This window comes from Cyclobacterium sp. SOCE241, assembly GCF_056867545.1.
Genome location: NZ_CP149779.1, coordinates 4,284,949 through 4,308,535, shown reverse-complemented (window position 1 = coordinate 4,308,535; position 23,587 = coordinate 4,284,949). Strand labels below are relative to the sequence as shown.

Sequence of the window (23,587 nt, the reverse complement as noted above, 5' to 3'; positions counted from 1 at the left end):
CGCTAAGGTTTGAAACTCCTTTCTGTGGCTTCGCTAAATTTAGACCAGACGGTGCTTGAAAATTACTATTTTATTTGGACCTATAATTGGGATTGTAATTGGGGTTTTCGGTGTGTAGGATAGGATTAAAATCCATCAACCATTCTTTAAAGGATGCTTTCATCTCCTCCACTTTCTGAACATCCACTCCACTCAAATCATTGGTTTCGCCTATGTCTTTAGCAAGATCAAACAACTCTACGGATGGAGGGTCATAGTATTCTACCAATTTATAATCTCCCATGCGTATGGCATACCCGGGCATCTTGGCTTGTGGACTGTAATGCGGATAATACCAACATAGTAGGTCACGACCCCATCCACCTTCACCTGTCAATAATGGAAGCAAAGAAACACCATCTATGTCCTGATTTTCATTGCTTAATCCTGCCATTTCAACAATCGTCGGAAGCATATCATCCGTAATCACAGGTACATCGGATGAACTATTTGGCTTGACTTTTCCCGGCCATTTGATCACTAAAGGTACCCTGATCCCACCTTCATAAATATACCCTTTACCTTCTCTAAGTGGGACATTATTGGTCACCCTACCTTCACCTCCATTGTCACTTCCCAAAATAACAATGGTATTACCTTCAAGGCCAAGTGAATCCAGGGACTTCAATAACCTTCCGACATTCCAGTCCATATTCTCTATCATGGCTGCATAAATCGCATTCTTTTGCTCCATTTGCCCTTCTAACTTCAGTTCATATTTTTTAATCAAGGAATCAGGTGCCTCTAAAGGAGTATGAACCGCATAATGGGACAGGTACAAAAAGAACGGCCCCTCTTTATTCTCATCTATAAAATTGATGGCTTCATCGGTTAGTCTGTTGGTTAAATATTGCCCTTCTTCTCTATTGTCCAGGTTTTTTATCACAGGGTTCCAGCTTTTTCCGATTCAAATGGTCCCCAATAGGTCGGTGGACTACCATGTTCATATCCCGCGATGTTAATAGCAAATCCCTGATGTGTAGGAAAGAACTTTTCTTCTTCCCCAACATGCCATTTACCTATGCTTGCCGAAGTATAACCTGATTGAAGCAAAATTTCAGGAATCATATTTTCTTCAAGGGAAACGTGCATATAATCATCAGGAGGGATAATCCTTCCTTCCTCCGGATACCGGTGCTTACCAATGGCGGTTATATGACCCGTAAAACCAATATTCGCAGGATTTTTCCCCGTCAATATACTTGCCCGGGAAGGAGAACAAACCGGACTTGCCGAATAGGCAGCTGTAAACTTCATCCCTTGGTCCCTTAACTTGTCAATATTTGGTGTTTCATAGAATTCACTCCCATAGCAACCCAGGTCTTTCCAACCCAGATCATCTATCAGAATATATACAATATTTGGGGGCCTCTCCTGTGCAGACAGGTTAGAATGAAAACTTAGCAGCAATAAATAAAATATACTAAGTAAGGTTTTTGGGTTATTCATTGTTAAACGTTTAAATAGAAATACAATTGATTCAGAATTAATAGATACTTGCTAAAATCCCTTCCGGTTGAAGTTTGAGCTTTAGTGGCTAACCACCTATCATGTGGCAAGTTTTCAAATTGATTGAGTTCCGTATTATCCGTATCACATTGCTAATTCTTTAAAAATCGAGATCTTTTTCCTATTCTCAAAACCGATTAGAAAATTCGGATGAATCGTTAACAAGAAAAAACAGCCGAAAACAATTAAATAGTGCCCTAAAATATGTTGTCGAAATGCAACCTTCCTGTTTGTCTTGCATTTGGGACAGGAAAGTTGAAAACTTTCGGTATAAGTAATCCTCGACTAATCTCAGACTTATATTCTGTTTTTTAGCAGAATTAGCTATTAACCCACTTATTTTTCTTTAATTTCCTCTCTCAACCCCTAATACCCTATGAAACAATTCTTTTACGCTTTTATTTTTCTTCTATTGGTGGCTTGTGGGCCGGGCAATTCTACCGATGAAAAAGCGATAGATACGGATTTGAATTTTACCCTTGATACCCTACTAATCGATCCGGTAGATGAATTTCTTTACCTAAATGCCGGTCTACGGGTAGCTGCACTTGATGAGAAAAACCAATACTTGTATAATTTTAACCCAAATGATTATACCCTCGAAAAGATTGACCTGGACAAGGGGATACTGGCAGAAAAACTTCCCTTTGAAAAAGAAGGACCCGATGGAGTAGGAGAAATGGTTTTTGGAATGAATCTTATTTCCTCCAATTCCATTGCTTTTATGGGCTATATCAAAGTTAGGCTATTCGGTTTAGAAGGTGATAAAAGGAGTGAATTTACTTTTAATGATAGAGCATTTGGGGGAGACAAGTTGGAAGAAAGTGAAAACTTTCAATTTTTAAACAATCAGATGGTAGATTTTCACACCATGATAGGCTTGATTCGAGATGGCAGGAAGAAAACCTATGCCCTGGGAATTTTGAAAACAGACACCCAAACCCTCACTAAAATACCTTTACCTTTTAAAGCATTAGAAAATTTTCGATTTAAATTAAGCAGTTCTTCCAGAATCCAAATGTCCTTTCCAACTGTAACGATAAGTAAGCACCAAAAAAGTTACATTATCAGCAATGATATTTCCAACAAGATTTTGCTTTATGACAATGACAGTCTGTTCCAGATCGAGTACCAGAGTAAATTGACTGCTGATAAAAAAACAGGGAAATACAATCAAGAATTTGAACACGAAGAGGCGTTTAAGCAAACATCCTTAGACATGCGTAGGGAGATTAATTTTATGGCTCCCCTTTGGGATGAAGAAAAGCAGCTGGTTTACCGATTTTCACATAAAATAATCAAAATAGGAAAGGATGTAGAAAATTATCAGGATATGGAATCAGCCGTGTACCTCACTGTTTTTGACCCTGATTTTAATGTGCTTGCGGAGTCCCTTGTTGAAGGGCTAAATACACCACCCGGCTACCATTTTGTCAAGGACGGTAAGATTTGGATGTATATCAATACGCAAGACGAAATGGGCTTTGTGCGGTTAACTGTGGATGTTGAATAATTTATTAAATCACTTAATACATTTAACCAATAAAAATAGGTTTAAAATTCAATATCCTATTCTCAATACCCAATGGTATTTCTGTTGGATATTTGAGTGTAGATGCAATCTACACTCAGGCAAAGGTTATGAAAGTTGAGTTTCCTAGTACTCAATAATTCTCGCAAAACCTTTTTGGGCACGATTAGTCCATACGATTTCTAAAGCCATTTCTTATACTTCGCCATTACTTCCTTGTGGGAGGTAACCTCACCTTTATCTGCTTGAGAAAGACCTATTTGAATCTCTTCCCGCTCTTCAGCACTAATCCGATCCCACCAATCCATTTCTTTTTTTCTTCAAAGCAAAAACTCATTGAGTATTTTGGCATCATTTAGTCCCGCGAGCCATTCTATCAACTGTAATTTCTCTGCCTGAATATCCATAAAACTGCCTCTTATCAAATATACTATTTTTTCATATATTTTTCCTTCTGCTCTAATTTACGCGCTGCTAAACTTTGACCAGAGGTAATGCTACATTTAGTCGAAATTATCTTTTTCTTTTCCACACTCTAGGATTTCTGCTAGTATGGGTAATTGCAATAACAATAATGGATTTTTCAGATTCTTTAATCCTAAAATGAATCTGATAAGGAAACTTATCGACCAATATATTTCTAATATCTCTATATGCAACCTGACAGTGAAACGGATAATTACTGATGTAATTTAGCCTTGATTTCAAAGATTTATAAAAGCGTCTACCTAAACCCTGCTTTTCTTCATTGTACCATTCAATGATTTCTTTGATATCCAAACTGGCCTCGCTGAGCAGCTTTACCTTATAGCTCATTGGCTGCTTTCTATCTCCTTCATCACATCGCTCCAATCCACCACTTTGCTAGGATCCTTTTCATAGGAAGCTATCCGATCATCCAGCAATGCTTTATGAGCCTTACTTAACCCTTCACCTTGCCTATATTTATAAGCCTGGATCTGTTCAAGTACTTTTCGATCTTCTAGCTTTGTGATCCAATCGATTAAGTCGACTTTTATTGATTGAATATCCATCCTTATCCGGTTTATTTATTCCACTAAGTTAATAAATACTTGGTAAAGTTTCACTATGGTCTAAGTTTAAGCGATAGTGGCAAATCGACCTATCATGACGAAAGTTTTCAACTTGAGTTCGCCCTTAATTTCTTTACTAATGACCTTTGGTTTAAAATTCGAGATCTTGCTCCAAATTTGAACACCCAATCACATTTAGGTTGGATATTTGAGTGTAGATGCAATCTACACTCGGGCAAAGGTTATGGAAGTTGAAAACTTTCTGCATTTTGGGTCTAAGTTAGGCGCTGCTAAAGTTTGAGCAGACTGGACAGACATGGCATTCATTTATCACAAATCTTAAGCCATATTTTGTTAAAGACCAAGCCATATGAATACTTGAAATTTGGAGCAAGAGTTTGAATTTGTAAAAATTAGTTCTAAATTATCTTTAGTAACCTTCAAATTCTAAAACCATGATAAAACGCCCCCTAACTTGTCTTATACAGCTAATTTTTGGGGTGCTGTTAGTTTCTTGTGGTTCTAGAGAAAATCAATCTGAAGAAAAGTATCCGGGGTTGACTCTTCAGGTAGATACAGTCCGTATTGATCCGAAAGATGAGTTACTGTTTCTAAAACAAAACCTTAGTATCTCAGGCCTTAGTAAAGATCAAAGGTATTTGTATAATTTTGATACAGAACAGCACCAACTCGAAAAAATTGATCTCGATAATCTAATGCTGGATCAAAAAATTTCCTTCGAGAAAGAGGGGCCAAATGGACTGAATAGCATTCATTCCCTTCGAAGCTGGGATAAAGAGCGAATCTTTTTAGCACTTGGAAGGGCCCCAAGCTATTTAAACAAAATGGCCAACTTGATCGCGCTTGGGAGGTGAATTTATCAGATCTTTCAGGAGATGTTCTTAGGGATAAAGAATCCTTAATAGGTATGCAAATAAACCCAAATAACCATGAGGAGATCTATGGCCTAGTTAAAGCATTTGGCAACGAAGTCGTGGAATTTGCTCGTGTGGATCTGGATCATAAACAGCTCTTTCGGTATCCCCTCCCCGCAATGGATAAGTTAAAGCATTACACAGCTTCTTTAAATGATGGTGAAAATTATGCTTATTATGAAGCAGAAACTTACTTGAAAATAGTAGATGGTGGCGTTTTACTTGGGGCCGAAACTGATAATGAATGGTATTTTTACAATTCAGACTACGATTCTATAAGTGCTGTTACTTCCAACAGCCAATGGCTGGACAATGAAAATCAATCAAGAGGAAATGAATTTGCTACAGCTGGCGAATTTTCCCGATTTTTTAAGCAATATCTAGAAGGGCCACATTACTATTTACCTGTTTATGATGAGCAAAATCAGCTATACTTGCGGCTTTATTATGAAAATTATTTCGACAGCGAAGAGGTTGAAGGACTTTTTCCACAACCCTCCGGGGCGAATGTTTACCTGGCCATATACGACAAAGATCTAAAACTGATCCAAGAAACACAGTTACCTTTTTTGACTCAAAAGCCTAGCAGGTATTTTACTAAAGGTGGCATGCTGTGGATCTTTATTAACCTGGAAGACGACATGGGTTTCGTGAGGCTAAAGTTAATTTAAAGTGATTGTTGCATCCAAATTTATTTTCGTTAAACCCCTATAAACTCGTCTAATATGTACAGATTATCTTATCTCCCATTGATTATTATTTTAATTGCATGTGGTCAACATAATAATGAAGGTTTAAAATCCGATTCAATTTCCATTTCTATTGATTCTGTAAGGGTAGATGCTAAAGATCAATTTCTTTATTTAAATTCTTACCTACGTCACTCTGACCTTTCTGAAGATAAAAAATTCCTGTTTAATTTCAACCTGGACAAACACCATATCGAACAAATTGATTTGGATAAATTGGAATTGGTAAATACTTACCCAATGGAAAAAGAAGGTCCAGATGGGATTGGAACAAATATTCATAATATTCGCTACCTACAAAACGATACTTTTTATATTAGTTCTTATGAAAGAAGTGGCATTGTGAATTTGGAAGGTGAAAAAATATTGGATATCTCCTTCGATATTCATGATTTAAAGGGTAGTCAAATTAGCCCAAGCGCTAGTCTACAGGAGATTCAAGTTCATCCTAATAATACAAACCTGATTTATGCTATTTTTAATGATTGGAGAGAAATGGAATATATTTTTGCCAAAATTGATCTTAAGACCAAAATTGTAGAAATCATAGATTTACCCGAATTTAATGATGTTGCAAAACAATATATACGGTTAACCGACCAGAAAGGCAAAACATTAACAATGAATGGCCCTACACCATACCTGGATTTATTTGAGGATCAAATTTATATCTCGAATATAACTGACAGTGCGGTTTATATTCTTGACCTTAAGAATGACACTCTTCAGTTCAAACAGCCAAACCATAAAATCTTCAATTTATCTAGAAAGGGGCCATCTGTACCCAAAACAGAAAGTTTTGAGACTTTTAAAAAAGAAATTTTAGCCGTTCGGGAGGATATTAACTTTTCAAGGGTATTATATGACCCTGATAGAAAGTTGCACTATAGGTTTAGCTTTAATGAAGTGTATGATAACGGAAAAATAGAAGAAGGGCCTATAAGAGCCATTAACTATTTAAGTATATTTGATTCAGAATTTGATTTAATATCAGAACAAAGCATTGAATCCCTGACTAATACACCATTGAAAATTTTTGTAAAGGATAAAAAAATCTGGGTCTACAATAATTTTGAGGATGAAATGGGCTTTTTACGATTGTCAATTCATGATGTAAAAGGTTGAGTAAATAAGAATACCCTACAACCAAATATTGAATCCGTCAAGAACCCGTTAATTGAAAGAGTCTTCCTACTGCTCAACAAGTCGGCATCGAACCCAATCACATATCGGTTGAATATTTGAGTGCAGATGCAATCTACACTCAGGCAAAGGTTATGGAAGTTGAAAACTTTCATTTTGGGTCTAAAGTTACGCTTCGCTAAACTTAGACCAGACCCGAGATCAGAGCTGACCAGACCCTAGGTACAACAAGCTTTACCAAATCAATCCGGCACCACTGCTACCATGTCGACATTTAAGTAAATGCCTTCACGACCAGTCCCTTGAATCCTTATCAAGGAGGCAACAGGAGGCCTTTCAGGATTGTAAAATTCAGTTCTTACTTTCATCAAGCTTTCACGCCCTTTTTCATGGGAAGGATAGTAACTTGCTTTTACCAAGTGGTCATAGCCGGATCCGGCTTTTTCTAGAATTCGCGACAAAGTCCCAAAAAGGTTTCTGGCTTTTTCCTCCTCATCTTTTCCATCTTCCGCATACAAGCCGGAAGTAAACAATAGCCCTCCTTTTTTAATGTCTACTATCCTACTGTATGTGGTAGCCTGAATCATCCATGGTGGAGCGTAATAACTGACAGCTTCTTTGTCATTGTAATGCTCAGGAGCAGAAGCGACCAATTCTATTTCAGCCTTATTTTCATCTACCAACCATTCTACCATGACAATGGGAGGTACTTGCTGCCCTCTGAAAAAGCAGCGATCACTTCTTCTACTGCTATCGCATCCTCAATGGGATTGATAAAAGCTTTAACCTGGACCACATCACTGGCACTGGCCCCTATATATGCCAAGGTAGCAAATAGATTTTGCATGGTTTTGTCACTGGCCTCCAAAAGATCTTTACCAGGTTCAGCCTGACCTGCAATAAATACCTTCCTACCTGCCGGTAAAATAGCAACAGCTGCACGATTGGTTTTTTCGTTAAGCCCTTTGCTAAACGGAAGATTCACACCCCTGGAACTTACTGAAGTCATCGGTGCAACCGCAATTCCATCCATGCTCAATAACACCTGCGCTTGAGCTTGATTGGCCACTATCAGGGTAATGGCCGGAAAAGTTCCTTCTGGTAATAAATCCTTGATTAATTCTCGAACAGGTTTGGAATGTTCTTCTTTCTGAAGGTAAACATTTAGTCTCAGCAACTTACTTAAATCAGTACCTGCTGCTTCCAAGGCTCCTTCCAAATTTTTAATCACCTGAGTAAGCTGTACTTTGAGATCACTTGATCCTACCAAGCTCCCGTTAGCGTCAAAAGGGAAAATTTGATCCGTAAAAGCCAATGGAACATCTCCCACTACCGTTCCCAACGAAGTCCCGGTTTCCTCATTTGGTTCGATATACCTTATGTCTGAGGTTTTGCCTTGGAATTGTCCCTTGCTTTCCAATACCAAGCCTAAAAACACCAACAAAAAAACCAATGGATAATGTAGCATCACCCGCTTCATTTTATTAAAATTGACGCCGGAAGGGCAACCTTCCCCTTCATAATTTGACCTATTTAAAATTATCATAATCGAAATGTATCTTTTTCTCAAACTTAAGTGCTATTCATTTATTTTGCCACTTCCTGCACCAACCATTTAATCATCTCTTGTTGTTGGGCTTCCGTAAAATGGTTAAAAGCATGGGGACTTTGCCATTCCAGTGCATCGCCTACTCCCAATTTTTGGTACAACTGCTTTAAACCTTCCATGGTAGTAATGACATTTTCATGGTCAGCATGCCTGTCTAACTCCGGAGAAATGACCATTACTGGTCTTGGGGCGATATTGGCGAGCATTTCAGGAAAGTCCACAGGAATCCTGTATTCCTCACCATCAAAAAGCCCTAACCTTGGAATTAGCCCATACAAATGGGAGTAAGCTTTTAATCCCTCCACATTTCCAGAGGCATTTCTCAAAGGGGTAAAAGCACTGGACAAAGCAAGCCCTGCTATTCTAGACTCCAGTGCAGCAGTGATCAAGCCTACTGTCCCTCCCAAAGCATAGCCTCCAATAAAAATCTTATCCTTATCGATAAAGTCCAAACTTTCCAATGCGTCCACCGCCGCTCTGGCATCGGTGACCATTTTACCCATCTTGGACCAATGGGGATATCTCTGGTAAAACAAAGTACCTTCTTCTATCCTGGCCCCATAGCCGATCATATCATATGTCAAAACGGCTATCCCTTTGGCCAACAGCCCATCAATCAATGCATTTAACTCCGAATCATAGCCCGTATTGGTGTATTTGTGCAAAAATATAAGCACAGGCATGGCCCCCGTTATTCTTTCTCCAGCTTCATCCGTAGGGAAATATAGGGATCCATACAAATAATCGCCCATGGCATTGTAGGGCGTAATATTAAGTTTTTTACCATCTTTCACCCTTGGTCGAGGCATAAAACTGCTGACATAATCCTCCTTTTGGCTTAGGGTCTCAATGTCACTGGCAGGTAAGCCTGCAGGTTCATCACCCAACAGCCAGGTGAGGTCTTGTTTTATTTTTCTTGGGCCTTTTCCAAATAGGATCCATTGACAGGAATATTTTGGGTTGGTTGAATAGGAAACTTGCTAAGATCAATGGATTCTCCACTTTCTTTCTTCCATTTTTCAAAGCTATAATTGTAACTCAGGTGATTCTCCCATGGGAAATTCTTTCTACCAAACTGTATGTCCAGCCAGTCCATAAAGGCCTCTAAATCCCTTTCTGAAACCGCATGCTCCCCATCTCTCAGCCGTATGCCCAGCTTTTCCGGAGCATCCAAAAAGTCATAAACTTTGGTAAGTGAAGTATAAATCTGCTCAATGGCCCAAGGATCTCCTCCACCTCCTTCTCGGATGGAAGAGCTAAACATTAGAGAATTAGGAGCAATCAGGGCCATTAAGGAATTTTGATCGATGGGCATTTTATGCTCTCTTCCTGAATAAAACCGTATGCGCGGATGCAACCAATGGGTTCTTCTGGATACCAGGTAATCAATGGATTCATTGGAATGCCTTTCATCGGTATATCGGTAAGGGAATTCCCCTCCTGTTCCTCCACTACTTGTAATGGTAGCCGTAATACGCTCATCAAAAGCGGCGGCAAACAAGGATTGTTTTCCATTTCTGGAATGACCGGTTATGGCTATTTTGGATTTATCCACCTCATCCAAGGTATACAAATAATCCACCGCTCTATGAGCTCCCCAAGCTCTGGCCATTAAAGTAGACCAATCGTACTCAGGGTAAAGTTCCAGGTATTCTCGGGTATCGTCTTTCGCGTCTGCTCCGGCATAAATCAGCCCCATATAACCTCTCCTTACCGCTATCTGTGCCCATCCTCTGTGGTTCCACTGGGTCATAAACACCGGAAAAGGCCCTTCTCCTGGCGGGGTAAAAACTTCCAAGGTCAATTTGGCTTTGTGGTTTTCTCCAAACCTGAGTTCAATCATCTGAATCTTAACCCCATTTTCTGTCCTTTCAGACAAAATCTCAGCTTTCAAATTGGTGGGAGGGTCAGGAAAAGTCCCGGAAAGAATGTGTTTCACCTGTTCTTTAAAATACTCCCGCTGAGTCTCCCATTGAGCCATGGTTGTAATCTTCTCATTTTCTTTTCCCTCACCAATGATCAGTGGATCAGGCAGAAAAGGAATGGAGGGAATTATTCCATAATTAGGGGGTAATTCTCCGGTTCTTTTTATCCAATCTTCCCAGGTAAGGTCATGAAAACTAACAAAGCTATCATGGCTGGAAGGTTTCTCCTGCAATAGGATCAACTCCTTCAGGTATTCCTGGCGGTCCGCTTTATCTTCCTGAGCCTTTGCCATAAACGGACAAAGGCATAGCATAATGAAAATAAAGGCGATTGAATATTTTTCCTTACCCATGGTTTACTTATTAGTGGAAATTGAGGCGAATAACCTGTGGTGAACCCATTCCTTTTCTACAATTTCCAGCGATATACTGAATTGATTCATTCAAAATAGTTAAGAAAAGGGAAAAGATGCTAGTGTCTAGACATTTAATTTAGGGTAAAATTTTATATAGCTCTATTAATTTAAAATTAGTCTTTACCATTTAATTCAATCCATTTTGAATTCACTTTCATTACATTTTTCCGCTTTAAGATTTTTGGCCTGATTTGTGACTTTTATTGTTTCTGCCTCGTATAGGAAAAATAAGCAGTCGAAAATCAATTTGTTTTCTTCTGCAAATTATGGCAACTAAGCATTTTTTGAAGTTCACTTATCCTGTTTCTATAAAAACAATTCAATCCAATATTTATGAAAGCTTTGTCCATCCTTTTGTTCTTCCTAGTTTATAATCAATCCTTCGCTCAGGAAATACCTGAAAAAGAAGTCAATTCCAAAGTGGTAGAAGCCACCGTCTTTCTAAAAGGTGCACAGGTGCTACGAAAGGAAACAGTCCAATTGGCTAAAGGGGAATCCATTGTCAAATTTACCAACCTCTCCCCTTTTATAGCTCCCAAAAGCATACAGTTAAAAGCCGGAGGTGAATTGACTGTGCTGGGTATTAATCACCAGCAAAACTTTCTGGATAAATCGGTAAAGTCCGAGGAACTCCTTATGCTGGACAAAGACCTGGAAGAGGTTAATGAAAAGATCGAATTGGAAAATACTTATTTGGCCATCGCCCAAGAGGAGATCACTTTTCTCCAAACTAACCGACTGATAGGAGGAAAAAATGAAACCTTAAATGTGGCTACCCTGAAACAGGCTGCTGAATATTATGGCAATCAACTCACTGCCTTAAAACTGCAAACTATCGAAAGGAACAATACGATTAAGAAATTACTTGAAGAGAAAAACAATCTTCAGGATCAAATCAATTCTCTGGCGGGGAAAAAGAGTTTGCTACAGGGGAGGTACTAGTAAGAGTAGATGCAAAAGTGCCCGGTAGTTTTTCTTTTGAGTTGTCCTACCTTGTTGACAATGCCGGCTGGTTTCCTTCATACGACATCCGTGCCAAGGACATCAATAGCCCGGTTAGCTTGCACTATAAGGCGAATGTCCGACAGGACACCAAGGTAGATTGGGATAATATAAAACTTACTTTTTCATCAGCAGAGCCAAGCGTTTCAGGTGTTGCACCGGAATTACGACCTTATCTTCTTAATTACAATACAGCCCCACCCATTTATAGCCAAAGGACGGGAAGTGTGACGGGAAAAGTAATGGACGCCGAAGGAGTAGGCATACCCGGTGTAACCATCGTAGTTGCAGGAACCACTATTGGCACCACTTCAGATTTTGACGGTAGTTACACCATCACCTTACCGAACCGTGCCAGCCAGTTGACTTATTCCTTTATTGGGTATGTTTCGCAAACCCTGCCAATTACCGCAGAGGTAATGAATGTTTTAATGAAAGAAGATCAGGTTGCATTAGATGAGATAGTGGTAACCGGTTATGGAATTAGTAAACGTTTGAAAGGTAAATCTGAAAGAATTGAGGTCAATTTTGACGTTGATGATGCACAGGAATTGCAAAGTCAACCTTTACCGATGGCTCAGGTGGAAAACCAAACGACCATTAATTTTGAAATCAATACCCCTTATTCTATTCAATCTGACAGTAAAAATTATACTGTGGATATGGTAACCTATGAATTGCCTGCTTTATACCAGTATTTTGCTGTACCCAAGGTCAGTAACACGGCTTACCTAATTGCTGGGATTACTAACTGGGAGCAATACCAACTTTTGGAAGGAGAGGCCAATGTGTTTTTTGAACAAACCTTCGTAGGTAAAAGTCTATTGGATGTGCGCTATGCTACTGACACCTTGGAAATCTCACTGGGTAGAGATAAAATGGTCACAATAGAAAGGGAGAAAGAAAGTGATTTCACAGAAAAATCATTTTTAGGCAATAAAAAGACGGCAAGCAGATTGTGGAAAACCACTATTAAAAACAATAAAAGCCAGCCCATTTCCATGGTAGTTTTGGACCAGGTGCCTGTTTCTACTTTGGAAGAAATAGAGGTAGAAATACAAAGCCTTTCCGGAGGAAAACATGACGCCAAAACCGGTGAAATAAAATGGGAGTTTAAGTTGGAACCTTCATCTACCAAACAACTGGAATTAAAATATGAGGTCAAGTATCCAAGAAATAAAAATCTTGTCATCGAATAGCGAGAAAGCATCAAAATGCATAAAGCTTATATTCTTAGCTCAATAAGAGAGGCATGAAAGAGTTAGGATTTGGAAGAACAGGAACCGTGGATTTTATCCATGGTTCCTATTAATCGAGTTCATTGATCAAAAATTGACAGTTGATTACTTTCTCTAGCAAATCCTGTGGTACATAATAATATTGGTTGGAAGCTTCAAAACCAATCCTAGAATCCTTTCTTGAAACTTCAAGCAAAGCTATTGCCGTTTGTTTTTCTTGCTCCAAAATTTCTCTTACCTGATCCTTTAGAACCTTATCAGTTTTTTGGCTTTCAAGCCACATATCCCTTGCCATAATAAAGCGGCCCTGTTGGCCAACTGATTGAAAATGTAAGTAGGCAGCTTTGGCCAAGTTAAGGTCTTCTTCCAGTAGCTTTTTATGTGATACGTTTTCTGTAGCCTCGATGGCTCCCCCATAAATTTCAACCCTTTTTCCCAGTTATTCGCCATTTTTTCGAATTGTGATATTAAAGTTTCAGGAGGATATGGGCCAGACCAACCCTTAAGGTCATCATAAGGAAAACCTACCATCGTTGCTCGATAACCAGTGGGTTTCAGAAATAATAAGTTGGAAGGGCCATATTGCTGGGGAGCAGCGTAAACCACCCGTATATCATAGGGATACTCTTCAAAGGCCGAACTGAATGTAGTCCAAGCATTCCGTACATAAGGAACGGCAGCTCTTCCATACCTTTCCAATGCCAAGGAATTCAACACTTCTTCTATGCTAGCATCAGGGTCATCAGAGAATTTTTTAGCTATTTCAAGATTTGGCGAAGGGTAAGATCCGAGCGTCCAACTTAGCATAACCCCATCGATGTCCATCTGAGCCAAATTTGCTGCATGCCGGGCTACCAAATCCATCACCGGTAGCCAAGGAACTACGGACAATTCCCAGGTATTGTTAAACTGTACCTTAGCCACTGTTTTTAGCAAATTCTTTTTGCTCCACTCCAATGGGATTTGGCTCTGGGGCCAGGGCCTACTGCAGATATAGAATATTCCCCTACGGTATTGGATACGCCACCCCTTTCAATTGGCTTGGCCCATTCACTAACAGACATCAGCCATACATCTTCGGGCAATTTATCGATCACTTCTCTGGCCATGCCATGGCCATTCCATCCCCAGTCCCAAGCGATAACTTTTGCCTCCGGTTTGGCAGCATGCACTCCATTGGCAATGGTTCGGTTAACTTCTGCAATTATGTCTTCATAGGGTCGCTTACTGCATCGAGGACACTGGTCCTTTCCTCCATGAGAAGCGCAATTGGTTAGGTTTTCTGAAGCCGTGATGGTAAATACTCCTCCCAATTCAGGAACTTCAGTAAAAACATGGGTAAGGGATTCTTCCATCCAATTTCTTACCTGTTCATCACTCGTGCACATGGTAGTAAAACCATCTCTGTTAACTCCTGCCATTTGCGGACGTTGCTCAAAAAACTCCTGTGGTTGCGCCCTAGGTTCGTTCATATAGAGATAGATATCTATACCAAACTTTTTGGCTCGCCGGGCTATTTTCTGTAAATTCATTAGACGAATTTCACTACCTTCTCCAAATTCCGGAAACACCTCTCCCTGAGGTGCAAGCTGACCGAGTACAACGTGCATCCACACTCCATTTACTCCTTTTTGGGCTAGTTTTTGCAATAAACCATTGGGAAAAGGATCATTATCTTCGTCCATTAAAGGGTCCCCAAAAATCCCAAAATAAGAGTATATAAAACGCAGCTGATCCTCTGCCAAAGAGTCTTTTTCGACAAAAGCTATTTTTTCATCAAAGGTTTTGAGGTCGTCTATAAATTCAAAAAGGTCCTCAGCTGCTTCAGTATTATTTTTTTCAAGGATAGGCCGGATAAGTTCTTTGATGGCAACGGCCATTTTAATCTCCTCATCTGTGGGCTTTGTATAGTGAAGTTCGGGGCAGGCGGGTTTGAGATTTCCAAATTTATGGAATAGGAAATCATCCTCTTTTAGCGCAAATTCAAGTCTTTCCCTATCCATGTCCAGTAGGGTTAGCAATTGTTCATAAGGCAATAAATGCCAGTTTCTTCGCAAAAGGCTTATATAAATTTGATCTTGGAATTTGTTCGGAAGTAAGTTTTGATTTTCCAAACCCATGAGCTGGGCAATGTTGAGTATATCTGCAGGCTTGCACTTTATGGTCTCCGCCATTTTCTCAGGACTTACCAGATTCCAGTTTCTCCACACAAAGGCAAAACTTCGATTAGGGAAATGGTCAAAGGTTAACGCTGGTGGGTGAGTACCTACCGGCAAGGATTTTTGGGCAAAAACCGTATATTGAAATAGTACGCAAACAGAGAAGGTTACTGCGATTAAAAGTTTCATAAGTCGGTTGGGAAGGTAATTTATTGTTTTTAAAGAACCACTTGTAATTAATAAAAATTTAACCTTTAATAAAAGCTAAACTTTTAACTTGACAGACTTTATTGTAAATTTATATTTAGCATGCTTTAAATGAATGAGGAATAGAGGGGTTTGGATAAATTAATCAGGTAAAAACCCCTAAACCTAAACCACCTATCTATGACCCTACCCATTATTATTGTGCTTTGTGCTTTAATGCTCTTTGCCTATTTTTTTGACATCACCTCAGCTAGAACAAAAATCCCGCCAGTGATTTTGTTATTCGCTATGGGATGGGCAGCAAATCAAGCTGCAAGCTTTCTGGATTTGGATATTCCGGATCTAACCACTGTATTGCCTTTTCTGGGCACCATCGGTTTGGTACTGATTGTATTGGAAGGTGCCCTTGAACTGGATTTCGATACTTCAAAGTTGTCTTTTGTAGGAAAAACAGTTTTGATTGCTATTATTCCTGTTATTGTAATTAGCCTAAGCCTCGCTTACGCCATTCAGTTTTTCGCTGATGTGGCATTTAAGTCTGCTTTACTCAATGCCATTCCTTTCGCTATTATAAGTAGCGCCATTGCCATACCTTCCGTACAAAACTTAAGAGCAGTAAACCGTGAATTTGTAACGTACGAAAGCAGTGTTTCTGATATTTTTGGCGTTCTACTTTTTAACTTTTTACTTGAAAAGAAAATCATGAATGCTAAAACCTTAGGGCTATTCTTTGGTGAAATTGTCATGATTTTAATTGTTACTTTTTTGCTACAATTATGTTGGCCTTTTTATTAAGCCGCATCAAACATCCTGTAAAATTCGCTCCGATTATTTTAATGATTGTGTTGATCTTTGCGGTTTCTGAACTTTATCATTTACCGGCTTTGATATTCATCCTTCTTTTTGGCTTGTTTATAGGTAACCTAAACCAGCTCAAACAAAGTGTTTTCGTGAAAAAACTACATACGAAAAGCTTAAAAAGAAATAAAAAGTTTAAAGAGCTCACCATGGAGCTTACTTTCTTGATCCGAACCTTATTCTTTCTTGTATTTGGATTCTTGATTGAAACCAATGAACTTATTAATACAGAAACCTTAATATGGTCTGTCTCTATCACGGCGGGTATTTTTCTATTAAGGGCATTAATTTTAAAAATATTTAAAATTAACCTTTTGCCTCTAATGTTTATTTCACCAAGGGGTTTAGTAACTATACTCTTGTATTTGAGTGTTCCCCTGACGATGTCCATTCCTATTATTAACGACTCGCTGATCATTCAGGTGATTATATTTACCTCTCTTGCGATGATGCTTGGTATGTTGACCTCTAAACCTAAAAAAGACAAAGAAGAAAGTAAATCCAATGAAGCAGGACCTCAAAATCAAAGCCTGAGCAATGGTTAATCAATAGCCATTTGGGCCAAAGGGGACTATCATAGCTTGTTGGGTTGTTGGGTATGGCTTGTATTTTAATAAAAAGATAAATACAAGCCATACCAAGGTTAAGCGGACATTTATACCTAAACAAAAAAATGGAAGAGTATTCTGTTCCATGATAAGGCATATCCTATCCATTCAAATTACCGAGATTGTCCCCTTCCTAAAATAGGCAAAATCTCGGCTACTTTTCCATTGCGAATACCGTAGATGCGGTCGTATAAATTCACAACTGGATCACAATGAGGAACAATTACTTCCAGAATATCACCCGTTTTGTAAGTTTTATTGGAGCTTTCAAAAGTTACTGTTCCGTATTCATCTGAACCGGCATTATAGTTAAAACCTGTTTCGCCAATCACCTGGCCACTCGGCTTATTAATCGTTAAAGCTTTCGCACCCGAGTCCGTTATCAGTCGATTAGGATGATTGGTATTGATCACAGTTGCCAAGACTGTAAGTGCCGGATCAAAATCATCATACAAACTTTCATTGGTTTTACTGCCAATGGCCATGTATTGCGTATCCATAAACAAATAACTACCAACCTGAACGTCGGTAAACCCGGGTACATCATCCATCATATTGTATGTACCGGTACCTGCACCACTAAAAATCTCCATATTCAAACCGGATTTTTTCATCATTGCATAGGTCTCAGATACAGGACCAAAGGTTTGGATGGTTCTTTCCTTTCTCTTTTGAAAACCTTTAATATGTTGTGCCCCACCATCATAGGCCAAAATCCCTTTAAAACTCAAATTTGGAAGTTGATCTACCAATTGTGCCAACTCAAGTGCCGGCAAACCGGTAGGAACTCCTGATCGCCTAATTACATCCAAATCAACCACTACATCAGCGACAACCCCCGCCTCCTTGGCAGCATCCTGTAAGTCTTGGGCGTTTTGTTTGTTATCTACGGCCTGGATAAATCCTTTATGGGCTTTACGCAATTGCATGGCCTTCCGGATTTTTCCTTTACCAATGTTCACTCCTGTCATAAGCACCTCTGAAATTCCATTTTCCAGCATCACTTGAGATTCAGCAAGTTTGGCCGTACACACACCTACCGCTCCGGCTTCCATTTGAAGTTTTGCTAGGGCAGGGCATTTGTGGGTTTTGGTATGTGGCCTTACACCAATCCCTGTTCCTTGAAGGTTTATATGAACCTTTTTAAGGTTCTCTTCCATAATGTCCAAATCCAGGCACAAAGAAGGCGTCTCCAATTCCCACTTTGAAAGGCCTATTTCATACTCTTTTTCAGGCCTGTAAGGGTTAGCAAAAGCTTTTCCGGTCAATAAAGCAGCAGATCCTGCGATTCCGGAGTATTGTAAAAATTTTCTACGGTTTAAAATATTTTTCATCTGTTAGTGGTTTTTGTAAAGGTTAAAAATATTCAATTATGTTTATTTAACAACAGTTTTTCACTTTTGTCCAATAGAAAAAATTGCAGGCAATCCTCCTACCTCCTTAAAAGTCAATAACTATTTCTACCACTTACAATACTCTGGAATTCAAGAAAACATTGTATATTGATGTAACAAGTTCTCTAAGTTAAAATGAAACAGGCAACAATAGTTGAATATGGACCTGCTAACAAGGCTTTCAAAATTCAAGAAGCCTCTTCTCTTGTACCTAAGGAAAATGAGGTACAAATTGAGGTGGAAGGTTTTGGATTAAATTATGCTGATGTGATGGCAAGAAATGGACTGTATAAAGAAGCCCCTAAATTGCCTTTTGTTCCCGGATATGAAGTCGTAGGGAAAGTAAAAAAAGCTGGTGCCAAAGTACCGGTTGCTCTGGAAGGAAAGCGAGTGGTGGCTTTTACTCGATTTGGGGGATATGCAACTGAAGCTTTGGCTGATTACAAGGCTTTAGGCGTAATTTCGGATGAAATTTCAGGTGGAGAAGCCTGTGCATTAGCCACCCAATATTGCACAGCATACTATATGAGCCATTATTTTCAACAGGTCAGGAAGGGGAAATTGCCCTGATTCATGCCTGCGCGGGAGGAGTAGGTACAGCACTTACCCAGTTGTGTCAATTAAAAGGTGTGACTGTAGTCGGCCTATGTAGTACCACTGAAAAAATGGATTACTTAAGAGATTTAAAAGTAGATTATCCCATCAATTATAAAGAGACAGACTATAAAGATTGGATCATAAAAAACTTAGGTAAACGATCTATAGATCATGTTTTTAATGCTGTAGCAGGAAATAGTTTCAAAAGAGATTTAAAGCTACTGAATTATGGTGGCAAGCTATTTTGTTTTGGTGGTGCCGCCAGAAGTGGGCAAAAAGACAACCTGGTCAATGACCTTTCTTTTTTATTAAAAACCGGTTTTATTAGTCCACTTTTCATGATGATGAAAGCACAGGCAGTAATCGGGGTGAATATGTTGCGCTTTGCAGACCATAAGGTGGAAGTAATCGGCACTTGCTTGAATGAACTTATCATGCTATATGAAAACAAAAAAATAGCTCCTAAAGTGGGAGGAAATTATTCTATTGAAAATTTAGCTGAGGCCCATGCTTCGCTGGAATCAGGAAAAAGTACAGGCAAAATTTATGTATATTGGTAAGAAGGCTTTGCTTTTTGAGAATTACCAAATGCCAGTAAAATTGCATTCATTACATTGTGAACAAAAAAATTGAAAATGATTTGAATGTAGCTTTAAGTAATTTTAGAATTAAACCCAATATATGCAATAGACAATCAATTACTTGCTGAAATCGCTTCAAAATTAACTACTTCGTTGCTGTTATCAATTTCACCATAGCGGTGCTATGCTAAAATCTCCAGACAGCATGAACTTCTTGCGATTGCAACACTTCCCATAAGCATGGGACAGGCTTCACTCCTGGCTATTGGACGGAGAATCCTATTACAAAGTCCGGGTTAAAGTAAATAGAATTTAAGTATACCTAAAGATCTTTGAACCTAATCAATAATTTTACAAATGTTTATTATACAATTAAACTGCTAAACAACATCTTATGAACTCAAAAGTAAATCCCGTAAATTGGTTTGAAATTTATGTCGAGGACATGGAGCGGGCCAAGAAATTTTATAGCCAAGTATTAGACCAAACCTTAGAGGAAATGAAAGTACCGGAAGGAGCAGGAGACCTAAGAATGGTTTGTTTCCCATATGTCGATGGTGGGATTAATGCATCAGGGGCATTGGTAAAATCAAGCGAAATGAAGCCCGGAACCGGAGGTACACTGATCTATTTTTCTTGTAAAGACTGTGCCGTCGAACAAAGTAGAATAGCAGCAGCAGGAGGTCAAGTGGTTCAGCCTAAATTTCAAATTGGAGAGCATGGCTACTGTGCAATAGGTATGGATACCGAAGGAAATACCTTTGGATTGTATTCGATGTAAAAAATTAAGTAATGAAAAAGTATCTCATTGAAATTAAGTGGGGTTTAATCTTTGCCTTTATGGGCTTAATTTGGATGTTTATCGAACGCTCCGTAGGCTTGCATGACAGGTTCATTGCTCATCATGCTACTTATACTAATTTTATTGCAATTCCTGCCATTCTCATTTATGTATTGGGTTTATTGGAAAAAGAAAGGTCTACTACGGGGGCAAAATGACCTACTTGCAGGAGTCAAAACCGGTTTGCTGATTACACTGGTAGTCACCATTCTTACCCCACTTACCCAGTGGATTACACTCTCCATCATCACGCCTGACTATTTTGAAAACGTCATTTCTTATGCAGTAAACTCCGGTAAAATGACCCAGCAAGAGGCCAATGATTATTTTAATTTCAAAAGTTACCTGATTCAAAGTATTCTAGGGGCACCAATCATGGGCATTGTTACTTCAGGAATGGTGGCTGCTTTTACTGTGAAGCGATAGGCAGGCTTGGGGAAGGTTATCAATTTTTATCAAAAATGGAAAAAAGATATTTGACAACCTATTCTAACAATTTTACACCTGGTAAGGATAACTAAATCCACATAAAATAGGAAATTTAATGCTGAATGTAATCCTCTCAAAATATCGTTTTGGTAGGATATTAAGCGTTATTAGGTAACTTAGATTTAGTCACTGACATGTTTTAATTATGAAGAAATTGCTTTTCTGGTGGTCTAAACTTAAGTCTACATTTTGGTTTGTACCTGTATGGATTATTATTTTAGGCATTGCCCTTCCCTTTTGGCTTGTATATTTAGACAGTATGCAGGCGCTTGATCCTAAGGGCGCGTGGAAGTATTTATTTCCCGGCAGTCCGGATGCGGCCACAAATATTCTCAGCACAATTGCCGGCGCCATGATTGGGGTAGCAGGAACTGTATTTTCGATTACTTTGGTGGCCCTTACATTGGCAAGTAATCAATTTGGTCCTAGGTTGATCAAAAACTTTATGTATGACCGGATTAACCAAACAGTTTTAGGGACATACGTTTCTTTATTTATTTACTGTTTGATTGTTTTAAACACGGTAAAGGATACAGATGAATTTGAGTTTACACCAGTTATTTCAGTCTTTTTTGCCTTGGTTATGACCTTGGCAAATATTGTTTTACTTATTGTTTTTATCCACCATGTGGCCAATAGCATACAAGCCGACAATATCATAGGTAAAATTTCAAAAATCTTTCCCAAAACTTAAAAACGCTATTTCCGGAAGAAATAGGGGAAGCTGCAGACTCAAATTTCGATTTGGAGAAAATTAGATCCAACTACTCCTATAATCTATCCTTAAAAAGTGATAAAGAAGGCTATTTGCAATATGTCGATGGAGACCGGCTGATGGAGGAGGTTTTAGAGAAGGACCTCTACTTAGAACTTTATTTTCGCCCGGGTGATTACGTTTTTCCCGGTAAGGAAATGGGAAAGCTTTATTCCTATAGCAAGCTAAAAGAAGAAGAGTTAAAAACTATTCAAAAAGCTTTTAACGGGAAAAACCCGAACATCGGAACAGGATGCGGAACATGCCATTCATCAAATGGTGGAAATAGCAGCCAGGGCGCTGTCCCCGGGCGTAAATGATCCTTATACCGCCATTGCATGCATTGATAATTTAAGCAACACCATTGCCTACCTTACCACCGTAAAATTTCCTCTCCATATCGACTGGGAAAGGACAATCGGTTGAGGATTTATGCCAACCCCCTGACCTTTGAAGGAATGATGGGAGCTGCCTTCAATGCCATCCGCCAATACGCCAAAGGGAACCCACCTGTGATTATCCATTTGATGGCGGCCATGGCCACTCTTTCTGATTTTACTGAAGACAAACAACAGAAGCAAATAATAAATAAACACGCCAAAATGATCCTGAATTTGGCCAAAACCTCCATCGATGAGGAGTCAGACCTTCAAGATCTACAAAAAGATATGACGCCATCAATGGCTTGAAAAAATAATCTAATCTATTATTACAATAACCTAATTTATAGTAGATTAGACATTTAAGGCTCATATAATAAACTAATAACCAGCTAGTTGTTGCTTAATTTCCTAATTTTGCAACGCTATAAAGAAATTTGTAATTGTTATTTTTCTCAATTTGGTAGTATCTGTCACTTTTGCGCAGCAATATGATATGGCTATTTATGCCGGTGTATTTTCACCAACAAGTTTTGGGAACTACACCAAAGGAACACTTGGACCCTCTTACGGGATAAAGTTTGACTATCATTTCAATGAAAAATTTGCCTTGTCTTCCAACTATATGCTTGGACACTTCAATCATACTTCTGATAGAAATGGTTTAAAAATCCGGGAGAACACAAACCTTTTTTACCTTACTTTTCAAAAAAAGTTTCCGTTAAAAAAAGGATGGTCGCTGGCTGTGGGCACAGGTATTGGGTACTATCTGGAGTACAGCAGTGATGAAATCGATCAGGCTACGCAAATCACTGAATTCTACAGAGATTTTATAATGCCTTTGGAATTAAATTTCAGTAAAAATATCGGAGAAAATCTTTTTGCCGGAGTAAAAACAGGCTTATTTATTACTCCCTTCTACAGCATTGGCGCATTTCATTTAGGTCCGGAAATACGGTACCGTTTTTAATAGTAATTTATGAGAAAGCTTTTAACAATAGCCGGCCTTTTGTTTTGTACTATAGGTGAGCTACTAGCCCAAAATTTAGACCTGCATTTTAACCTCGGCTATTTTACAATTGGCGATCAAAGGGCCATAGAGTTAACAAGTGTCGGCATTAATGCAAACCTAGGGTTTTTCTATCAATTAAATAATCAATGGTCCATGGGTGTTTCCCTTAATCGTTCTTGGAACAATTATTGTCGAGAATCGATGGCCGGAACACCGATAATGGTAATGCCACTTCCACTTGAAGGGACACTTACTTCGGATCATTTTTCATTTATGGTCAATAGAAAAATAGCACTACCATTTTCTATTTTGCTAGAGGGAGGAGTTGGAATAGGCATGTTCGTGGATCGGAATAATTACTATGCACCGGTATATTTCAATGAGGACAAACAAGAATACCGCGGTTTTTTCCTAATAGACGAATATTCACAAGGCATAACTTTTCCTGCTCAATTTAGTTTGCGGAAGGAATTTTACAACAAATGGAGTATAGGAATTCAGGGGGCCGACTATTATGATCAGTTTTTTAAAAGGAGAGGAAAGTACTTTGGCCCTAGGTTAGGGTTTTATCTTTAAG

General features: G+C 38.9%; 29 protein-coding genes and 1 pseudogene. 17 read left to right on the top strand and 13 right to left on the bottom strand.

Translation table 11 applies throughout. The features are described from left to right. Positions 1–70: 70 nt before the first annotated feature. Positions 71–925 carry a sulfatase-like hydrolase/transferase gene (locus WG932_RS21740; protein ID WP_483085364.1) on the bottom strand — a complete coding sequence of 285 codons (855 nt, stop codon included), beginning with the start codon at positions 923–925 and terminating at the stop codon, positions 71–73. Next, positions 922–1,488, bottom strand: a complete 567-nt coding sequence (locus tag WG932_RS21735) for a sulfatase-like hydrolase/transferase (protein WP_483085363.1) — start codon at positions 1,486–1,488, stop codon at positions 922–924. The genes WG932_RS21740 and WG932_RS21735 overlap by 4 nt, the downstream gene beginning before the upstream one ends. A gap of 436 nt (positions 1,489–1,924) precedes the next feature. On the opposite strand from WG932_RS21735, the gene WG932_RS21730 reads away from it, so the two are divergent. Further along, the gene (locus WG932_RS21730; RefSeq protein ID WP_483085362.1) at positions 1,925–3,061 is read left to right on the top strand and encodes a DUF4221 family protein; all 1,137 of its coding nucleotides are present in this window, start codon (positions 1,925–1,927) and stop codon (positions 3,059–3,061) included. Between the two features lie 200 nt (positions 3,062–3,261). Here the strand turns inward: WG932_RS21730 and WG932_RS21725 are convergent, their stop codons facing one another. The 3 genes from WG932_RS21725 to WG932_RS21715 form a co-directional block, all read right to left on the bottom strand. Continuing rightward, positions 3,262–3,387: a hypothetical protein gene (locus WG932_RS21725; RefSeq protein WP_262485330.1), complete on the bottom strand. Its 126-nt coding sequence runs from the start codon at positions 3,385–3,387 to the stop codon at positions 3,262–3,264. Positions 3,388–3,592: 205 nt separating this feature from the next. Beyond that, entirely contained in the window at positions 3,593–3,895 is a 303-nt protein-coding gene (locus WG932_RS21720) for a type II toxin-antitoxin system RelE/ParE family toxin (RefSeq protein WP_014019956.1), read from the bottom strand. Further along, complete coding sequence (locus WG932_RS21715; RefSeq protein ID WP_014019955.1) at positions 3,892–4,113, bottom strand: addiction module protein; 222 nt, start codon at positions 4,111–4,113, stop codon at positions 3,892–3,894. Before WG932_RS21715 ends, WG932_RS21720 begins: the two co-directional genes overlap by 4 nt. A gap of 455 nt (positions 4,114–4,568) precedes the next feature. Between WG932_RS21715 and WG932_RS21710 the strand changes: the two genes are divergently transcribed. From WG932_RS21710 to WG932_RS21700, 3 genes are read left to right on the top strand one after another with little or no spacing between them, the layout of a single operon-like run. After that, the gene (locus WG932_RS21710) at positions 4,569–4,988 is read left to right on the top strand and encodes a DUF4221 family protein (protein WP_483085361.1); all 420 of its coding nucleotides are present in this window, start codon (positions 4,569–4,571) and stop codon (positions 4,986–4,988) included. Beyond that, positions 4,985–5,719: a DUF4221 family protein gene (locus tag WG932_RS21705; protein WP_483085360.1), complete on the top strand. Its 735-nt coding sequence runs from the start codon at positions 4,985–4,987 to the stop codon at positions 5,717–5,719. The genes WG932_RS21710 and WG932_RS21705 overlap by 4 nt, the downstream gene beginning before the upstream one ends. Before the next feature lie 54 nt (positions 5,720–5,773). Further along, positions 5,774–6,922 (top strand): DUF4221 family protein, encoded by a 1,149-nt coding sequence (locus WG932_RS21700; RefSeq protein ID WP_483085359.1) that lies wholly within the window; start codon positions 5,774–5,776, stop codon positions 6,920–6,922. 260 nt (positions 6,923–7,182) lie between these two features. Here WG932_RS21700 and WG932_RS21695 read toward each other — a convergent pair whose 3' ends face one another. The 4 genes from WG932_RS21695 to WG932_RS21680 are packed head-to-tail and all read right to left on the bottom strand — an operon-like array spanning position 7,183 to position 10,827. Continuing rightward, complete coding sequence (locus WG932_RS21695; protein ID WP_483085358.1) at positions 7,183–7,635, bottom strand: RidA family protein; 453 nt, start codon at positions 7,633–7,635, stop codon at positions 7,183–7,185. Beyond that, positions 7,629–8,486 carry a Rid family hydrolase gene (locus WG932_RS21690; protein WP_483085357.1) on the bottom strand — a complete coding sequence of 286 codons (858 nt, stop codon included), beginning with the start codon at positions 8,484–8,486 and terminating at the stop codon, positions 7,629–7,631. The genes WG932_RS21695 and WG932_RS21690 overlap by 7 nt, the downstream gene beginning before the upstream one ends. Positions 8,487–8,527: 41 nt before the next feature. Continuing rightward, complete coding sequence (locus WG932_RS21685) at positions 8,528–9,436, bottom strand: alpha/beta hydrolase family protein (protein WP_483085356.1); 909 nt, start codon at positions 9,434–9,436, stop codon at positions 8,528–8,530. A gap of 20 nt (positions 9,437–9,456) precedes the next feature. Continuing rightward, the gene (locus WG932_RS21680; protein ID WP_483085355.1) at positions 9,457–10,827 is read right to left on the bottom strand and encodes a dienelactone hydrolase family protein; all 1,371 of its coding nucleotides are present in this window, start codon (positions 10,825–10,827) and stop codon (positions 9,457–9,459) included. Positions 10,828–11,223: 396 nt separating this feature from the next. Between WG932_RS21680 and WG932_RS21675 the strand changes: the two genes are divergently transcribed. Further along, positions 11,224–11,832: a DUF4140 domain-containing protein gene (locus WG932_RS21675; protein ID WP_483085354.1), complete on the top strand. Its 609-nt coding sequence runs from the start codon at positions 11,224–11,226 to the stop codon at positions 11,830–11,832. A 17-nt stretch (positions 11,833–11,849) separates the two neighbouring features. After that, positions 11,850–13,091, top strand: a complete 1,242-nt coding sequence (locus WG932_RS21670) for a DUF4139 domain-containing protein (protein WP_483085353.1) — start codon at positions 11,850–11,852, stop codon at positions 13,089–13,091. 109 nt (positions 13,092–13,200) lie between these two features. Here WG932_RS21670 and WG932_RS21665 read toward each other — a convergent pair whose 3' ends face one another. The 3 genes from WG932_RS21665 to WG932_RS21655 are packed head-to-tail and all read right to left on the bottom strand — an operon-like array spanning position 13,201 to position 15,478. After that, positions 13,201–13,356 (bottom strand): hypothetical protein, encoded by a 156-nt coding sequence (locus WG932_RS21665; RefSeq protein ID WP_483085352.1) that lies wholly within the window; start codon positions 13,354–13,356, stop codon positions 13,201–13,203. Positions 13,357–13,376: 20 nt separating this feature from the next. Continuing rightward, positions 13,377–14,054 carry a nuclear transport factor 2-like protein gene (locus WG932_RS21660; protein ID WP_483085351.1) on the bottom strand — a complete coding sequence of 226 codons (678 nt, stop codon included), beginning with the start codon at positions 14,052–14,054 and terminating at the stop codon, positions 13,377–13,379. A 5-nt stretch (positions 14,055–14,059) separates the two neighbouring features. Continuing rightward, entirely contained in the window at positions 14,060–15,478 is a 1,419-nt protein-coding gene (locus WG932_RS21655; RefSeq protein ID WP_483085350.1) for a hypothetical protein, read from the bottom strand. 198 nt (positions 15,479–15,676) lie between these two features. On the opposite strand from WG932_RS21655, the gene WG932_RS21650 reads away from it, so the two are divergent. Both WG932_RS21650 and WG932_RS21645 read left to right on the top strand, forming a co-directional pair. Next, the gene (locus WG932_RS21650; RefSeq protein WP_483085349.1) at positions 15,677–16,291 is read left to right on the top strand and encodes a cation:proton antiporter; all 615 of its coding nucleotides are present in this window, start codon (positions 15,677–15,679) and stop codon (positions 16,289–16,291) included. Between the two features lie 155 nt (positions 16,292–16,446). Continuing rightward, positions 16,447–16,899 carry a hypothetical protein gene (locus WG932_RS21645; protein WP_483085348.1) on the top strand — a complete coding sequence of 151 codons (453 nt, stop codon included), beginning with the start codon at positions 16,447–16,449 and terminating at the stop codon, positions 16,897–16,899. 176 nt (positions 16,900–17,075) lie between these two features. Here WG932_RS21645 and WG932_RS21640 read toward each other — a convergent pair whose 3' ends face one another. After that, positions 17,076–18,296 (bottom strand): alanine racemase, encoded by a 1,221-nt coding sequence (locus tag WG932_RS21640; protein ID WP_483085347.1) that lies wholly within the window; start codon positions 18,294–18,296, stop codon positions 17,076–17,078. A 195-nt stretch (positions 18,297–18,491) separates the two neighbouring features. On the opposite strand from WG932_RS21640, the gene WG932_RS21635 reads away from it, so the two are divergent. The 9 genes and pseudogenes from WG932_RS21635 to WG932_RS21595 all read left to right on the top strand — a co-directional run bounded on the left by WG932_RS21635 (position 18,492) and on the right by WG932_RS21595 (position 23,586). Next, positions 18,492–18,926 carry an alcohol dehydrogenase catalytic domain-containing protein gene (locus WG932_RS21635; protein ID WP_483085346.1) on the top strand — a complete coding sequence of 145 codons (435 nt, stop codon included), beginning with the start codon at positions 18,492–18,494 and terminating at the stop codon, positions 18,924–18,926. After that, positions 18,866–19,513, top strand: coding sequence for a quinone oxidoreductase family protein (locus WG932_RS21630; protein ID WP_483085345.1), 648 nt, complete (start codon positions 18,866–18,868; stop codon positions 19,511–19,513). Before WG932_RS21635 ends, WG932_RS21630 begins: the two co-directional genes overlap by 61 nt. 415 nt (positions 19,514–19,928) lie before the next feature. Continuing rightward, positions 19,929–20,315: a VOC family protein gene (locus WG932_RS21625; RefSeq protein ID WP_014019945.1), complete on the top strand. Its 387-nt coding sequence runs from the start codon at positions 19,929–19,931 to the stop codon at positions 20,313–20,315. An 11-nt stretch (positions 20,316–20,326) separates the two neighbouring features. Next, positions 20,327–20,533 carry a hypothetical protein gene (locus tag WG932_RS21620; RefSeq protein ID WP_483088764.1) on the top strand — a complete coding sequence of 69 codons (207 nt, stop codon included), beginning with the start codon at positions 20,327–20,329 and terminating at the stop codon, positions 20,531–20,533. Further along, positions 20,439–20,801 (top strand): DUF4199 domain-containing protein, encoded by a 363-nt coding sequence (locus WG932_RS21615; RefSeq protein WP_483085344.1) that lies wholly within the window; start codon positions 20,439–20,441, stop codon positions 20,799–20,801. Before WG932_RS21620 ends, WG932_RS21615 begins: the two co-directional genes overlap by 95 nt. A 208-nt stretch (positions 20,802–21,009) precedes the next feature. Next, positions 21,010–21,558 (top strand): DUF2254 domain-containing protein, encoded by a 549-nt coding sequence (locus WG932_RS21610; RefSeq protein WP_483085343.1) that lies wholly within the window; start codon positions 21,010–21,012, stop codon positions 21,556–21,558. Between the two features lie 50 nt (positions 21,559–21,608). Beyond that, a pseudogene (locus WG932_RS21605) lies at positions 21,609–22,307 on the top strand (DUF2254 domain-containing protein). A gap of 151 nt (positions 22,308–22,458) precedes the next feature. Then, positions 22,459–22,968, top strand: coding sequence for a hypothetical protein (locus WG932_RS21600; RefSeq protein ID WP_483085342.1), 510 nt, complete (start codon positions 22,459–22,461; stop codon positions 22,966–22,968). Positions 22,969–22,977: 9 nt separating this feature from the next. Continuing rightward, on the top strand, positions 22,978–23,586 hold the full coding sequence (locus WG932_RS21595) for a hypothetical protein (protein ID WP_483085341.1): 609 nt from the start codon (positions 22,978–22,980) through the stop codon (positions 23,584–23,586). The last annotated feature ends 1 nt before the right edge of the window (position 23,587 follow it).

Bases quoted from the DNA above. Each gene is read 5' to 3' on its own strand.
- WG932_RS21735 (WP_483085363.1), bottom strand. From the start codon at position 1,488: ATGAATAACCCAAAAACCTTACTTAGTATATTTTATTTATTGCTGCTA.
- WG932_RS21730 (WP_483085362.1), top strand. From the start codon at position 1,925: ATGAAACAATTCTTTTACGCTTTTATTTTTCTTCTATTGGTGGCTTGT.
- WG932_RS21725 (WP_262485330.1), bottom strand. From the start codon at position 3,387: ATGGATTGGTGGGATCGGATTAGTGCTGAAGAGCGGGAAGAGATTCAA.
- WG932_RS21720 (WP_014019956.1), bottom strand. From the start codon at position 3,895: ATGAGCTATAAGGTAAAGCTGCTCAGCGAGGCCAGTTTGGATATCAAA.
- WG932_RS21715 (WP_014019955.1), bottom strand. From the start codon at position 4,113: ATGGATATTCAATCAATAAAAGTCGACTTAATCGATTGGATCACAAAG.
- WG932_RS21710 (WP_483085361.1), top strand. From the start codon at position 4,569: ATGATAAAACGCCCCCTAACTTGTCTTATACAGCTAATTTTTGGGGTG.
- WG932_RS21700 (WP_483085359.1), top strand. From the start codon at position 5,774: ATGTACAGATTATCTTATCTCCCATTGATTATTATTTTAATTGCATGT.
- WG932_RS21695 (WP_483085358.1), bottom strand. From the start codon at position 7,635: ATGGTAGAATGGTTGGTAGATGAAAATAAGGCTGAAATAGAATTGGTC.
- WG932_RS21690 (WP_483085357.1), bottom strand. From the start codon at position 8,486: ATGATAATTTTAAATAGGTCAAATTATGAAGGGGAAGGTTGCCCTTCC.
- WG932_RS21680 (WP_483085355.1), bottom strand. From the start codon at position 10,827: ATGGGTAAGGAAAAATATTCAATCGCCTTTATTTTCATTATGCTATGC.
- WG932_RS21675 (WP_483085354.1), top strand. From the start codon at position 11,224: ATGAAAGCTTTGTCCATCCTTTTGTTCTTCCTAGTTTATAATCAATCC.
- WG932_RS21655 (WP_483085350.1), bottom strand. From the start codon at position 15,478: ATGAAACTTTTAATCGCAGTAACCTTCTCTGTTTGCGTACTATTTCAA.
- WG932_RS21650 (WP_483085349.1), top strand. From the start codon at position 15,677: ATGACCCTACCCATTATTATTGTGCTTTGTGCTTTAATGCTCTTTGCC.
- WG932_RS21640 (WP_483085347.1), bottom strand. From the start codon at position 18,296: ATGAAAAATATTTTAAACCGTAGAAAATTTTTACAATACTCCGGAATC.
- WG932_RS21635 (WP_483085346.1), top strand. From the start codon at position 18,492: ATGAAACAGGCAACAATAGTTGAATATGGACCTGCTAACAAGGCTTTC.
- WG932_RS21625 (WP_014019945.1), top strand. From the start codon at position 19,929: ATGAACTCAAAAGTAAATCCCGTAAATTGGTTTGAAATTTATGTCGAG.
- WG932_RS21620 (WP_483088764.1), top strand. From the start codon at position 20,327: ATGAAAAAGTATCTCATTGAAATTAAGTGGGGTTTAATCTTTGCCTTT.
- WG932_RS21615 (WP_483085344.1), top strand. From the start codon at position 20,439: ATGCTACTTATACTAATTTTATTGCAATTCCTGCCATTCTCATTTATG.
- WG932_RS21610 (WP_483085343.1), top strand. From the start codon at position 21,010: ATGAAGAAATTGCTTTTCTGGTGGTCTAAACTTAAGTCTACATTTTGG.
- WG932_RS21595 (WP_483085341.1), top strand. From the start codon at position 22,978: ATGAGAAAGCTTTTAACAATAGCCGGCCTTTTGTTTTGTACTATAGGT.